Genomic DNA, 13,342 nt, shown 5'->3' on the forward strand with positions numbered 1-13,342 from the left:
AAACGAGGCATTTTCGAGCGGCCCCAAATCTTGAATTTCGGGGCTGCTCTGCCAATATCGGTACCGAAACCGGTCCGAGGGACGACCGGGAGATATAGTTGGAGGTGCTGATGGCTGATTTCGAAACGATGCGGACCCCCCAGGCGGGCACGCGTCAGGCTGCGATTGACGAGGGTCTTCGCGCACATATGAACAAGGTCTACGGGCTTATGTCGCTGGCGATGCTGGTGACCGGGGCCGTGGCGTTTGGTGTGGGTACGAACCCGGCGCTCGTTGCCGCGATCTTCGGCTCGGGCCTCAAATGGGTTGTGATGCTGGCTCCGCTGGCGATCGTCTTCGCCTTCGGCGCGATGATCAACAAGATGTCGACCAGCACGGCGCAGATCGTGTTCTTCGTCTATGCCGCGCTTATGGGGCTGTCGATCAGCTTCATCTTCGCCGCCTATACCGGCATCTCGATCGCGCAGACCTTCCTCGTGACGGCGATCTCCTTCGCGGGTCTTTCGCTTTATGGCTACACCACGAAGCGTAACCTGAGCGCGATGGGCTCGTTCCTGATGATGGGTCTGATCGGCCTGATCGTCGCGTCGATCGTGAACATCTTCCTCGCCTCCTCGGCGATGGCCTTCGCGATCTCGGTGATCGGCGTTCTGATCTTCGCGGGCCTCACGGCTTACGACACGCAGAACATCAAGAACACCTACCTGCAGCTCGCAGCCAGCGACTCGGAGTTCATGGGCAAGGCCGCCATCATCGGCGCGCTGCAGCTCTACCTGGACTTCCTGAACCTGTTCATGTTCCTGCTGCAATTCATGGGCAACCGGAACTGATCCGCGCCCAAGCCAGACAATGAAAGCCCCGCCCATCCGGCGGGGCTTTTTCATGTCAGCCCATCCGCAGCGCCATATCCAGCATCCGGTTGGAGAAGCCCCACTCGTTGTCATACCAGCCGAAGACCCGGATCAGCCCGTGCTCGGTCGCGCGGGTCTCGGGCAACGCCATGACGATGCTCTCGGGGCGCGCACGCAGATCGGTGGAAACGAGCGGCTTCCCGGTCGTGCCGATCACGCCACCCGCGCCTTGCAGCACCGCTTTGACCTGTTCGACCGTGGCAGGATTTTTCACCGTCACCGCCAGATCGACCGCCGACACGGAGGCCGTGGGTACCCGCACCGCCTGCGCAATCAGGCGACCGGCGAGATCGGGGAGCACCTCTTCCATCAACTTGCCCGCGGAGGTCGTCGTCGGCACCATCGACAGCGCCGCCGCGCGCGAGCGCTCCATCGGGCCGCGCGGCTTGTCGACCGTGGGCTGCGAGCCGGTATAGCAATGCACCGTTGTCATCGAACCGGTGACGATCCCGAATTCCGCGTCGATCAGCCGCGCAAGCGGCGCCAGAGCGTTTGTCGTGCAGCTGGCGTTGGAGACGATCTTCTGCCCGTTCAGCGCCGCGTCATTGGCGCCCAGAACCACCGTGATCTCCGCCGCTTTCGCAGGTCCCGAGATCAGCACGCGGGCTGCCCCGCCTGCGATCCCCTGCCCTGCAATCTGCGTACTGTCGGCGCGGCCGGTGCATTCCATCACCAGATCGACATGCGACAGATCGAGCGTGGAGATATCATCCGCGCGGTGCAGCGCGATCCGGGTACCGTTGATCACCAGCGCGCCCTCTTCCAGCGCGACCGTGCCGCGCCACGGGCCAAACACGCTGTCATATTCGAACAGGTAAGCCAGCATCTCGGGCGCTTCGATATCGTTGACGCCCACGATCTCCAGTCCCGGCCAGCGCGCAGGCGCCTCCGCCCAGGCGCGCAGCACCGAGCGACCGATCCGTCCGAACCCGTTTATGAAAACACGCATCTGGCGCACCTCCTGCAAACGCCCTTAGCGCCGGAGGGCGCCAAGGGAAAGTGCGCGATTGTCACCGATACGAGAGACTTCAGGCCGACAGTTCGTGCGCGGTGATCTGATAGGTGAAGTCCTTGGCGTCTAGATAATCGCGGCGTTTGCCGTCGATCTCGGCCTGCGGATACATCAGATAGGGCAGCTCCGGCCCGTCCGAGCCCGGCAGGTCCACGTCATGCGCGTAGTTATAGCCGATCCAGTTGCCTTCCCATGCGCCAAACAGCTTCGCACGCACATCGACCACCTTGGGGTCTTTGAGGCCTAGATGCCCCTCGCCTTCCTGCAGCATCACCTTGCGCACATCGGCGGCGTCTGCAGGCACCCAGCCGAAGCCGCTGAGCCAGACTTCCGAGCGGCAATGCTGCGCGCCGGTGGCATCGTCGGATTTCAGACCGAGGCTCTTGTAGCCGAAGCGCGAGGGCGCGACGCGGATGCCATAGACATCACGTGCGGGCAGACCGGCGGCACGCGACAGCCCGACGAAGAGAGCGTTGAGATCGGCGCATTTGCCCGACAGGTCGCCTGAGGTCAGCATGAAGGAGATATCGCCCAACCCGCAGCCCGGCGTCTTCGGGTTGCGCACGGTGTTCTCGACGATCCATTCGTAGATCGCGCGGGCTTTCTCCAGATCGCCAGTCTTCCCGCGGGTGATCGAGTCGGCGGTCTGCTTCACGATCCCGTCGGTCGGCAACAGCTTGGTCGCGGCGGTGAAACGCGCGCGCTCGACCTCGTCCAGCGGTTCTACGTCGCCCGGTTTACTCAGATCGACCACGAAGTCTTGCGTCTGCGCTTGCGTCGTCAGGGTCAGCGTACGCGGGCCGTCGGAGGCACCCCAGACCGCATGCACCATCGGCGTGCCGGTGTCGGATGCATTCACGATCTGCACCTCGTCCGCATCGCTTTCCCAGTTCACCGCGCCGGGCTTCATCCAGCCGTCGCCATGAACCGAGGGCACCGGCACCCAAAGCTGCGCGGTCTCGCCACCGCCGGGCAGGCTGACCTTGGTGACCAGCTCGAAGCTGCGCCAGCCCGTGGGCTTGGGATCGAACGCCGCCCTCGCGCCGCGCGGGCTCGCCGCCAGCGCCATCGAAGCCGCGCCGAGTTGCAGAAGACGCCGTCTGTTCAAAGCCATGTCACCACTCCGCTGAATACTGGCCGCCTTCTACGCCCGCGTCCCTGCAAGAACAAGGCGACAGTGCGATCAGCCGAACCGCCCGGTGATGTAGTCCGAGGTGCGCTCGACCCGCGGGCGGGTGAAGATTTGCGCGGTCTCGCCCTCTTCGATCAGCTCGCCCAGATACATGAAGGCGGTGCGGTCGGAGACGCGGCTCGCCTGTTGCATGTTATGGGTGACGATGGCGATGGTGAACTGCTCCTTGAGCTGGTGGATCGTCTCTTCCAGCTTGCCGGTCGAGATCGGATCGAGCGCGGAAGCCGGCTCGTCGAGCAGGATCACCTCCGGCTCCACCGCGATGGTGCGCGCCACGCACAAACGCTGCTGCTGACCGCCCGAGAGAGACTGGCCCGAGCTTTGCAGCTTGTCTTTCACCTCGTCCCAGAGTGCCGCGCCCTTCAGTGCCGCCTGCACCCGGTCGTCGATCTCGGATTTCGCGTAATTCGCGAGGCGCAGCCCGAAGGCGATATTCTCGTGGATCGTCATCGGGAAGGGCGTGGGTTTCTGGAACACCATGCCCACTTTCGCGCGCAGCCGGTTCAGATCGACCTTCTTGCCGAGGACATTCTCGCCATCGAGCAGCACCTCCCCCGTCGCGGTCTGCTTCGGATAGAGGTCATACATCCGATTGAGCACGCGCAAGAGCGTGGACTTGCCACAGCCCGACGGACCGATGAAAGCCGTCACACGGTTCTCGGGCAGGTCGAGATTGATCGATTTCAGGGCTTTGAAATCACCGTAGAAGAAATCGAGGTTCTTGATCGAGATGCGCGATTTCGGCGCGGGATCCACCCCGTCGAAGGTCATCGGAGAGCGTTCGCGAGTGAGGGTATCCATCAGTGTTTCTCCTTCTTGGAGGTGACGAGGCGGGCGACAATCGACAGCGCCAGCACCGCGACGGTGATGAGAAGTGCGCCTGCCCAGGCAAGGGCTTGCCAGTTATCGTAGGGCGAGAGCGCGAATTGGAAGATGGTGATCGGCAGCGAGGCCATCGGCTGCGTCAGATCGAGGCTGAAGAAGTTGTTACTGAGCGCCGTGAAGAGAAGCGGCGCGGTCTCGCCCGAAATCCGGGCGATGGCCAGCAGCACGCCGGTCACGATCCCCGCCATTGCCGCCTTGTAGGCGACCGTGCGGATCACGATCCAGCGGGGCCAGCCCATCGCAAGCCCTGCCTCGCGCAACTGGTCGGGCACGAGGCGCAGCATGTCCTCGGTGGTGCGCACGACGATCGGGATCACAAGGATCGCCAGCGCGACCGAGCCCGCAAGCGCCGAGAAATGCCCGAGGCTGACGACGAGCACCTGATAGACGAAGAGGCCCACGATGATCGAGGGCGCCGACAGCAGGATGTCGTTCACGAAGCGGATCACCTTCGACAGCTTCGCATAGCGCCCGTATTCGGCCATGTAGGTCCCGGCGAGGATGCCGATCGGCGTCCCGATCGCCACCGCGATCGCCGACATGATGACCGAGCCGAGGATCGCATTGCGCAAGCCCCCCGGCTCCATCGGCGAGGGCGTGTCCTGGGTGAAGACGGAAAGGTTCAGCGCGCTCGCCCCCTTGTAGAGCAGGTAGAGCAGGATCACGGCGAGCACGAAGAGGCCGAGCGCCGCCGCCCCCGTGGACAGCGTCATCATCACCGCGTTGACGGTCTTTCTGCGGGTCATCGAAGCCATGTCTTACGCTCCCGACTTTTGCTTCATGCGCTTGAGCATCCACTGGGCTGCGGCAAGCACGATGAAGGTAAGGATGAACAGAACGAGGCCCAGCGCGATCAGCGACGAGGTGTAGATCGGCGTCGTGGCCTCGGTGAATTCGTTGGCGATCGCCGCCGAGATCGTGGTGCCCGGTGCGAGGATCGAGCCCGAGATGCGATGCGCGTTGCCGATCACGAAGGTCACGGCCATCGTCTCACCCAGCGCGCGACCGAGCGACAGCATGATGCCGCCCACCAGCGCGGTGCGCACATGCGGGATCACGATATGGCGGTTCACCTCCCAGCGGGTCATGCCCATGCCATAGGCACTTTCACGCAGCATCGGCGGCACCGTCTGGAAGATGTCGCGCGCGAGCGAGGCGATGAAGGGCAGGATCATCATCGCGAGGATCAGCCCCGCGGTCAGCATCCCGATCCCGTAGGGCGGGCCCGCGAAGAGGGTGCCGATCACCGGGACATGGCCCAGCGTGTCGATCAGGAAGGGCTGGATATAGCTCTGCATGAAGGGCGCGAAGACGAAGAGGCCCCAGATGCCGTAGATGATCGAGGGAATGCCGGCGAGCAACTCGATCGCGATCCCAAGTGGGCGGCGCAACACGCGCGGGCAGGTCTCGGTCAGGAAAATCGCGATGCCAAGCCCCACCGGCACCGCGATGACCATCGCGATGATCGAGGTGACGACCGTGCCGTAAAGCGGCGCCAGCGCGCCGAACTTGTCGGTCACCGGGTTCCATTTCGCGGTCCACAGGAACGGCAGCCCGTATTCCTTAAACGCCGGCCACGCCCCCATGACGAGCGAGGCGAACACGCCCAGAAGAACCAGCAGCACCACCACCGCAGCGGCCAGCGTCAAAGAGCCGAATATCCGGTCGGACTGGGCCACCGGGCGCGTGCTCTTCACGCCGCTGTCGTAATCGCTTGTCGCCGTCATCGCGCACTCCACTCAAAATCGCAGAAAGGGAGGGCCGCAGATGCAGCCCTCCCCCGAAGGTGTTTATGGCAGGAAGGATCAGTGGTTCATCGACCAGACAGCGTTGCCGTCCTCGCCTTTGATCTGGCCCCATTCTTTCTTGATCTGAGCCACGACGTTTTCGGGCATCGGGATGTAGTCCAGCTTGGCGGCAGCATCGCCACCGTTCGCATAGGCCCAGTCGAAGAACTTCAGCGCTTCGGTCGAAGCTGCACCGTCCTTGGCGTCCTTGTGCATCAGGATGAAGGTCGCCGCGGTCATCGGCCAGGTCTTGTCGCCCGGCTGGTTGGCGAGGATGACGCCGAAGCCCGGCTGGCTCGACCAGTCGGCATTGGCGGCGGCAGCGGCGAAGGCTTCGGCCTTCGGCGCGACTTTCTTGCCTGCTTTGTTGATCATGTCCGTGTAGGTCATGTTGTTCTGCAGCGCGTAGGCATATTCGACATAGCCGATCGAGTTCTTCGTCTGATCGACGTTCGCAGCCACGCCCTGGTTGCCCTTGGCGCCAAGACCCACCGGCCATTCGACAGCGGTCGAGACGCCGATGTCGTTCTTCCAGGTCTCATCGACCGAGGCGAGGTAATAGGTGTAGTTGAAGGTGGTGCCCGAACCGTCCGAACGGTGGACAACGGCGATCGCCGCGTCGGGGAGTTTCACGCCTTCGTTGAGCTTGGCAATGGCCGGATCGTTCCACTTGGTGATCTTGCCTTCGTAGATCTTCGCCAGCGTCTCACCGTCGAGAACCAGCTCGCCCGGCTTGATGCCTTCGACGTTCACGACCGGAACGATGCCGCCCATGACGGTCGGGAACTGAACCAGCGTGTTCTTCTCCAGCTCGTCGCCGCCCAGCGGCTTGTCGGACGCGCCGAAGGTCACGGTGCGGGATTCGATCTGCTTGATGCCGCCGCCCGAGCCGATGGCCTGGTAGTTGAGGCCCGTGCCCGTCTTCTCTTTGTAGGTTTTCGCCCAGGCCGAGTAGATCGGATAGGGGAAGGTCGCGCCGGCGCCGGAGATGTCGGCGGCCTGCACCGCGGCGGCCGAAGCCAGCGTCGCACCGGCAATCGCGGCGGTGAGGGTGAGGCGGGTGATGAACATTGAACAGTCCTCGCTGTCAGAATTCGGAAGCTATGAACGCGGTAACGAAACTCGTCCCGTCCGCTGGGTGCACTCATGACGGGGCTTTTTGACAGCTATGTAACAGTCGCGATTGCGTGACAGAGCGTGATAATCTGGCGTTTTTAGGGGCTTCTGGATCACGACACGCCTTGGGCAAGAAACCCCGAAAACGGAAGTTCCATAGGGCCTTTCACACGCCTCCGGCGATCACGCTCTTTTCGCAACGCCGCGAGGCATGGGGCGCATACGGCGCCCCCTACGAAAATTTCGCCGAGAAAATGACAGCCTGCAGGCGGTTTTTGTGACGGTTTCGGTGTCACGAAGCGGTCGCGAAGGCCGGATTACCCTGCCCTCGCGACTCAGAGTCGGCGTGCGGCGAGCGAACGCCGCACGAGCTGACTCGCGACAAAAGTTACAAGATCACGCGCGGCTCGGGCACACCGACGACCGGCGCGCGCAGCAGATAGGACAGCCCCTGATCCGCATCGGGGTCGGTCATGCCCTCCAGCGCGCTCGTGACCAGCACGTCGCGCATATCCGCGCCCCCGAAGGCCGGACAGGTGCTGTTCTTCCCCGGCAGATCGAGATGATGGGTCATGCGGCCTTCCGCATCGAAACGCGCCACCCGCCCCGAACTCCAAAGCGCGCACCAGAGGCCACCCTCTGCATCGACCACTGCCCCGTCAGGGTAGAGGCCCTCGGACGCGAGGTCGAGAAACAGCCGGCTCTCGCCCTCGGGCCAGCCATCCGCATCAAGCGACTGACACCAGACCTTCCGGCTGGGCGTATCCGCGAAATAGGCCGTGCGACCATCGAGCGTGAAGCAAATCGCGTTGGGGATCGAAATCCCCGAGACGAGACGGCGCAGCTCGCCCCGGTAATAGCGATAGATCGTGCCGCGCCCGCGCTCGGCCTCTTTGCCCATCGTGCCGAACCAGAAGCCACCCTGCCGATCCGCCCGCCCGTCATTCGAGCGGGTGCCGGGATCGTCGGCCTCCACTTCGACGAGCGGCTCCAGAGTGCCCTCGCCGATATGGAACAGCGACAGGCCGGTCTCGGTCGCGAGGATCATCCGCTCGCGATCTACCCAGCCTGCCGCCGAGGCCATGCCCTCGAACTGCCATTCGAGCGGCCCGTTGGCATCGCGCGTCAGCAGCTTGCGGTTCAAGATATCGAACCAGAAGAACTGGCTGCGCTCGGGATGCCAGAACGGCCCCTCCCCCAGTTCGCAAACCCTGTCATCGAACAAGCTCATATGAATCCTCCCGCGATTTGCGGAAGCCTCTCACCCCTGCAGGTCTTCGGGCAAGAGGTTCTCGGGAATGTTCTGGAAACAAACAGGCCGGAGGAAGCGCCGGATCGCGAGCGTGCCGACGCTGGTCGCGCCGAAATTCGTGGACGCCGGGTAAGGCCCGCCATGAACCATCGCGTCACAGACCTCGACGCCGGTCGGGAACCCATTCGCGAGCACCCGGCCCGCCTTGCGCTCCAGCACCGGCAGCAGCCGTCCGGCCAGCGCCGCGTCGCCGTCATCCATATGCAGCGTCGCGGTCAACTGCCCCGAGAAGCTGCGCGCGACCTTCAGCATCTCGTCGTCATCCTTGACGGTCACGATCAGCCCGAGCGGGCCGAAGACCTCCTCGGAGAGAACCTCGTTCTCCAGCCAATCGGCGGCGGAGACGCGGAACAAGTAGGGCTTCGCCTCGCGCCGGTCGCAAACCTGAGTGAGCAATTGCTGAACGCCGCCGGCCTCCTCGAACCGCGCGGCGCCCTTGCTATAGGCTTCGGCGATTCCGTCGGTCAGCATGACCTGCGATCCGCCCGCCTCAAGCGATGCGAGGGCCGCGTTCACGAAACTCTCGCCTTCGGTGCCTTCCCTGACGACCACGATGCCGGGGTTGGTGCAGAACTGGCCCGCACCCATCATCAGCGAGGCCGCCCAGCCTACGCCCAGATCCTCGCCGCGCGCTTTGATCGCTTCCGGCAGCAGGAACATCGGGTTGACCGAGCCCAGTTCGCCGAAGAACGGGATCGGCTCTGGGCGCTGCGCGCAAAGGTCATAAAGCGCTTTGCCGCCGCCCAAGCTGCCGGTGAAGCCCACCGCCTTGATCAGCGGGTGCTGCACCAGCCCCTGCCCCACATCATGCGAGCCGCCTTGGACGAGGCTGAACACGCCCTTGGGCATTCCGCATTTCTCGACGGCGGCCTTGATCGCTTCGGCCACGATCTCTCCGGTGCCGGGATGCGCCGGATGGCCCTTCACCACGACCGGGCAGCCCGCCGCCAGCGCCGAAGCCGTGTCGCCGCCCGCCGTCGAAAACGCGAGCGGAAAGTTCGACGCACCGAAGACCGCGACCGGCCCGATGGGACGTTGGATCATCCGCAGATCGGGGCGCGGCAGCGGCTGTCGATCGGGCAGCGCTTCGTCGTGGCGGCGATCGAGATAGTCGCCCTTGCGGATATGCTCCGCAAACATCCGCAGTTGGCCGGTGGTACGCCCGCGCTCACCATTCAGGCGCGCTTCGGGCAAGCCGCTTTCCTGCGTGCCGATCTCGGTGATCGCCTCGCCGCGCGCTTCGATCTCGTCGGCAATCGTCTCGAGGAACTTCGCGCGGGTCTCGCGGCTCGAATAGCCATAGTCCCAGAACGCCTCCTCGGCCGCTTCGCAGGCGGCATTCACCATCTCGACCGTGCCCATGCAGAACTCGTGCGAGGGCCCATGCGCCGGGTCAGACGTGAAACGGGTCTCGGTCTTTACCCAATCGCCTGCGATCAGATTCTTGCCATGCGGGGTATAGGTCATTTGGTATCCTTCAGAATTCGAAGTCTTCAACAGCGGTGCGGTGGCCCAGCAGGAACGCGTCGGCCACATGCACCATCGGCGCGAGATCCACATCGGATGCGCCCTGCCGCACCAGCTCTGCCATGCGGGCATAGAGTGCGGGGTATTCTTCCATGATGCTCTCGGCACCCTCGGCTTTCGCGCCGCCGATCTCAAGGACGTTGCCACCAAGGCGCAACGCCATCGACCCGGCATCGGTTTCCAGCGCGATATCCCAGGTCTGGGGGCCTTCCTGTCGCCAGTCGAAATCCGCCTCGATCGCGCCGGTAAAGTTCAGCCGCGCGGCGATGGGGGCCTGTCGGTTGGCGGGAAACTCCAGCTCCGCCGAGGTCAGGTGGATCGGCGCGGGCAGGATTTCCGTCAGGATCGAAAGTGCATTGATGCCCGGATCGAAAACGCCCATGCCGCCGGGTTCGAACACCCATTCCTGTCCGGGGTGCCATTTGCGCACATCCTCGCGCCATGTGATCCGGCCCGAATGCACCTTGCGATCCGCAAGCCACGCCTTTGCCGCCGCGACCGCGTGCGCCATGCGCGAATGCCACGTGGCAAACAGCGTCAGACCGCGAGCGGCGGCCATCGCCTCGAGCGTATGCACCTCGGCCAAGGTCGCCCCGGGCGGCTTTTCGAGCATCACATGCCGCCCGGCTGCAAGCGCGGCGCGCGCAGCCAGAAAGCGCGGAACGGGCGGCAGGCAGAGGCTCACCACCTCGATCTCGGGATGGGCGGAGAGCATCCCCTCGATCTGCGTATAGGCGGGCACCCCTTCGACCGTACCATGCCGCGAGACCGTCGCGGCCAGTTCCCAATCGGGGCTGGCAGCGATTGCGGGCACGTGCTGATCCAGAGCGATCTTGCCGATACCGACGAGCGCGAGTTTCATCAGTGACTGTCCTTTCCGACCGGGTTGCCCCGGCAGCCGACGAGGAAATCGAGATCGGCCCCGGTATCCGCGCCCATCACATGCGCCTGATGCAGCCACGCATATCCACCTTCCGGCCGCTCATGGCTCGGCTGCCACTTCGCAAGGCGCTCGGCCAGCTCCGCGTCCGAGATTTCGAGCGTCAGGCTCCGGTTCGGCACGTCGAGCGAGATCATGTCGCCGTTTTGCACGACCGCCAGCGGCCCACCGGCCGCCGCCTCGGGCGAGGTGTGCAACACGACCGTTCCGTAAGCCGTCCCCGACATCCGCGCATCCGAGATGCGGACCATATCGGTGATGCCCTTCTTCAGCACTTTCGGCGGCAAGCCCATGTTGCCTACCTCGGACATGCCCGGATAGCCCTTGGGACCGCAATTCTTCAGCACCATCACGCAGGTCTCGTCGATATCGAGCGCGTCGTCGTTGATCTTCGCCTTGTAGTCGTCGATATCCTCGAAGACGACGGCGCGCCCACGGTGGGTCAGCAGATGGGGGCTGGCGGCGGACGGCTTCAGAACCGCCCCTTTCGGCGCGAGATTGCCGCGCACCACCGCGATGCCGCCCTGATCGGTCAGCGGCTTGTCGGCGGGCAGGATCACGTCCTCGTTCCAGTTCACGACGTCCTTGACCTCGTCCCAGATCGCCCCGCCCGACACGGTCAGCGCGTCCTTGTGGAGCTGCCCCGCCTCGCCCAGACGTTTCAGCACGACCGGCAGACCACCCGCGTAGAAGAACTCTTCCATCAGGTATTTCCCCGACGGCATCAGGTTGACGATGGTCTTCACATCGCGCCCGCAGCGGTCCCAGTCATCGAGCGTGACATCCACGCCGACGCGGCCCGCCAGCGCCAGAAGATGCACCACCGCGTTGGTCGAGCCTCCGATCGCGCCATTGGTGCGGATCGCGTTCTCGAAAGCCTGCTTGGTCATGATGTCGGAGGGTTTCAGATCGTCCTTCACCATCTGCACGATGCGCCGTCCCGAAAGCTGCGCCATCACGCGGCGGCGGCTGTCCACCGCCGGGATCGCGGCATTGCCCGAGAGCGCCATGCCGAGCGCCTCGGCCATGCTCGCCATCGTCGAAGCCGTGCCCATCGTGTTGCAGGTGCCCGAGGAGCGCGACATCGAGGCTTCGGCTTCGAGGAATTCCTCCTGCGTCATCTCGCCCGCCTTCACGGCCTCGGAGAATTTCCACAGATGCGTGCCCGAGCCCACGCGCTCGCCCCGGAAATAGCCGTTCAGCATCGGCCCGCCGGTCACGACGATGGACGGAATATCACAGCTCGCCGCTGCCATCATCAGCGACGGCGTGGTCTTGTCGCAGCCCACCAGAAGCACCGCCCCGTCCATCGGCTGGCCGCGGATCGTCTCTTCGATCGCGAGGGCTGCAAGGTTGCGAAACATCATCGCGGTCGGGCGGAACGTGTTCTCCGAGGCCGAGAAGACCGGCACTTCGACGGGGAAGCCGCCGGCCTCCCAGATGCCCGCCTTCACCTTCTCGGCCAACTCGCGCAGGTGGCCGTTGCAGGGCGTCAGATCCGACCATGTGTTGAGGATGCCAATGATCGGGCGCCCGTCGAACAGGTCATGCGGATAGCCTTGGTTTTTCATCCAGCCGCGGTGGTAGATCGTGTCGCGCGTATTGCCGCCATACCATTCCTGCGAGCGCAGTTTGCGGGGCCAAGGGGCGGGGGTGAAAGCCATATCGGACCTCAGAGGCTGGCGACGGCCACGGGGGCCGACGCGTCGGAATTACGGGCGAGCGGATTGCGCAGCGGCAAGCCGAAAGCGGGGCATTCGATCTCGAACACATCGCCCGGCGCGGCGTTGATCCCGTCGGCGAAGCTGAGCGTCGCAGTGCCGAAGAAATGCACATGCACATCGCCCGGATCGCAGAAAGGCGCGTATTTGAAGTGGTGATGCTCAAGATTGGCGATCGTGTGGGACATGTTAGCCTCGCCCGACAGGAAGGGCTTTTCCCAGAGCGCCTCGCCATCGCGCAGGATGCGGCTGGTGCCCTCGACGCTTTCGGGCAGATCGCCCACCAGCATCTCGGGGCCGAAGCTCGCCGGGCGCAGCTTGGAATGGGCGAGCCACAGGTAGTTGCCGCGCTCGGTGACGTGGTCAGAGAACTCGTTGCCCAGTGCGAAGCCCACGCGCACCGGCTGACCGTCGGGCGCGATGACGTAGAGCCCCGCGACCTCCGGTTCCTCGCCACCATCGAGCGCGAAGCTCGGCGAGGTGAGTGCCGCGCCCGGTGCGACGGCGGCCAGACCGTTGCCCTTGTAGAACCACTCGGGCTGCACACCCACGGAACCAGCGGCGGGCTTGCCGCCCTCCAGCCCCATGCGGAACATCTTCATGCTGTCGGTCATCTCCTCGGTGACCTTGGTGTGCATCGCATCGCGGGTGGAGGCGGAGCCCAGATGGGTCAGCCCCGTCCCCGTCAGATGCAGATGCGCAGCATCGGGATGATCGAGCGGCACCAGCATGCGGCCTTCGGCATAGGCGGCCTCTAGGTCCACCTCGTCCCCCTGCCCGCGCGCGGCGATCTCGGCAGCCAGATCGTGCCCGGCGGCGATGGCGGCCAGCGCCAGATCGCGGGTCGAGGTGACGCCCGGCACCAGATGCGCGGGGCCGTCTTCACGCACGGCCACGGCGCGCGATCCGTCGGCAAGGGTCAATTGCGAGAGCAACATC

At 64.5% G+C, this 13,342-nt stretch carries 12 protein-coding genes; 1 reads left to right on the top strand and 11 read right to left on the bottom strand.

Going from position 1 to position 13,342, the window contains the following annotated elements:
* Window positions 1–110: 110 nt before the first annotated feature.
* Window positions 111–830, top strand: a complete 720-nt coding sequence (locus BMI88_RS09500; protein ID WP_078541880.1) for a Bax inhibitor-1/YccA family protein — start codon at window positions 111–113, stop codon at window positions 828–830.
* Between the two features lie 55 nt (window positions 831–885).
* Here the strand turns inward: BMI88_RS09500 and BMI88_RS09505 are convergent, their stop codons facing one another.
* The 11 genes from BMI88_RS09505 to araD1 all read right to left on the bottom strand — a co-directional run bounded on the left by BMI88_RS09505 (window position 886) and on the right by araD1 (window position 13,341).
* Window positions 886–1,860 (bottom strand): glyceraldehyde 3-phosphate dehydrogenase NAD-binding domain-containing protein, encoded by a 975-nt coding sequence (locus BMI88_RS09505; protein WP_078548087.1) that lies wholly within the window; start codon window positions 1,858–1,860, stop codon window positions 886–888.
* A 79-nt stretch (window positions 1,861–1,939) separates the two neighbouring features.
* Complete coding sequence (locus BMI88_RS09510) at window positions 1,940–3,037, bottom strand: transglutaminase-like domain-containing protein (protein ID WP_078548089.1); 1,098 nt, start codon at window positions 3,035–3,037, stop codon at window positions 1,940–1,942.
* A 69-nt stretch (window positions 3,038–3,106) separates the two neighbouring features.
* Window positions 3,107–3,886 (bottom strand): phosphate ABC transporter ATP-binding protein PstB, encoded by a 780-nt coding sequence (pstB, locus tag BMI88_RS09515; RefSeq protein ID WP_078549746.1) that lies wholly within the window; start codon window positions 3,884–3,886, stop codon window positions 3,107–3,109.
* A 29-nt stretch (window positions 3,887–3,915) separates the two neighbouring features.
* Window positions 3,916–4,755: a phosphate ABC transporter permease PstA gene (gene pstA / locus BMI88_RS19555; protein ID WP_083079010.1), complete on the bottom strand. Its 840-nt coding sequence runs from the start codon at window positions 4,753–4,755 to the stop codon at window positions 3,916–3,918.
* Between the two features lie 3 nt (window positions 4,756–4,758).
* Window positions 4,759–5,727, bottom strand: coding sequence for a phosphate ABC transporter permease subunit PstC (gene pstC, locus BMI88_RS19560; protein WP_078570087.1), 969 nt, complete (start codon window positions 5,725–5,727; stop codon window positions 4,759–4,761).
* Window positions 5,728–5,805: 78 nt separating this feature from the next.
* Window positions 5,806–6,858 carry a phosphate ABC transporter substrate-binding protein PstS gene (gene pstS / locus BMI88_RS09525; RefSeq protein ID WP_078548091.1) on the bottom strand — a complete coding sequence of 351 codons (1,053 nt, stop codon included), beginning with the start codon at window positions 6,856–6,858 and terminating at the stop codon, window positions 5,806–5,808.
* Between the two features lie 433 nt (window positions 6,859–7,291).
* Complete coding sequence (locus BMI88_RS09530; protein WP_146673536.1) at window positions 7,292–8,140, bottom strand: SMP-30/gluconolactonase/LRE family protein; 849 nt, start codon at window positions 8,138–8,140, stop codon at window positions 7,292–7,294.
* Window positions 8,141–8,164: 24 nt separating this feature from the next.
* Entirely contained in the window at window positions 8,165–9,682 is a 1,518-nt protein-coding gene (locus BMI88_RS09535) for an aldehyde dehydrogenase (NADP(+)) (RefSeq protein WP_078548095.1), read from the bottom strand.
* A gap of 10 nt (window positions 9,683–9,692) precedes the next feature.
* Entirely contained in the window at window positions 9,693–10,604 is a 912-nt protein-coding gene (locus tag BMI88_RS09540; RefSeq protein ID WP_078548097.1) for a Gfo/Idh/MocA family oxidoreductase, read from the bottom strand.
* Window positions 10,604–12,346: an L-arabinonate dehydratase gene (gene araD / locus BMI88_RS09545; protein WP_078548099.1), complete on the bottom strand. Its 1,743-nt coding sequence runs from the start codon at window positions 12,344–12,346 to the stop codon at window positions 10,604–10,606. The genes BMI88_RS09540 and araD overlap by 1 nt, the downstream gene beginning before the upstream one ends.
* Before the next feature lie 8 nt (window positions 12,347–12,354).
* A complete protein-coding gene (araD1, locus tag BMI88_RS09550; RefSeq protein WP_078548101.1) occupies window positions 12,355–13,341 on the bottom strand; it encodes an AraD1 family protein in 987 nt (328 codons plus the stop codon).
* Window position 13,342 lies beyond the last annotated feature (1 nt).

Origin of the sequence: Thioclava sp. F36-6, assembly GCF_002020305.1 — a bacterium.
In the GTDB taxonomy this organism is placed as follows: Bacteria; Pseudomonadota; Alphaproteobacteria; order Rhodobacterales; family Rhodobacteraceae; genus Thioclava; species Thioclava sediminum.

Excerpts from the sequence above, each read along its gene's own strand:
- BMI88_RS09500 (WP_078541880.1), top strand. The coding sequence starts at position 111 with ATGGCTGATTTCGAAACGATGCGGACCCCCCAGGCGGGCACGCGTCAG.
- BMI88_RS09505 (WP_078548087.1), bottom strand. The coding sequence starts at position 1,860 with ATGCGTGTTTTCATAAACGGGTTCGGACGGATCGGTCGCTCGGTGCTG.
- BMI88_RS09510 (WP_078548089.1), bottom strand. The coding sequence starts at position 3,037 with ATGGCTTTGAACAGACGGCGTCTTCTGCAACTCGGCGCGGCTTCGATG.
- pstB (WP_078549746.1), bottom strand. The coding sequence starts at position 3,886 with ATGACCTTCGACGGGGTGGATCCCGCGCCGAAATCGCGCATCTCGATC.
- pstA (WP_083079010.1), bottom strand. The coding sequence starts at position 4,755 with ATGGCTTCGATGACCCGCAGAAAGACCGTCAACGCGGTGATGATGACG.
- pstC (WP_078570087.1), bottom strand. The coding sequence starts at position 5,727 with ATGACGGCGACAAGCGATTACGACAGCGGCGTGAAGAGCACGCGCCCG.
- pstS (WP_078548091.1), bottom strand. The coding sequence starts at position 6,858 with ATGTTCATCACCCGCCTCACCCTCACCGCCGCGATTGCCGGTGCGACG.
- BMI88_RS09535 (WP_078548095.1), bottom strand. The coding sequence starts at position 9,682 with ATGACCTATACCCCGCATGGCAAGAATCTGATCGCAGGCGATTGGGTA.
- BMI88_RS09540 (WP_078548097.1), bottom strand. The coding sequence starts at position 10,604 with ATGAAACTCGCGCTCGTCGGTATCGGCAAGATCGCTCTGGATCAGCAC.
- araD (WP_078548099.1), bottom strand. The coding sequence starts at position 12,346 with ATGGCTTTCACCCCCGCCCCTTGGCCCCGCAAACTGCGCTCGCAGGAA.
- araD1 (WP_078548101.1), bottom strand. The coding sequence starts at position 13,341 with ATGTTGCTCTCGCAATTGACCCTTGCCGACGGATCGCGCGCCGTGGCC.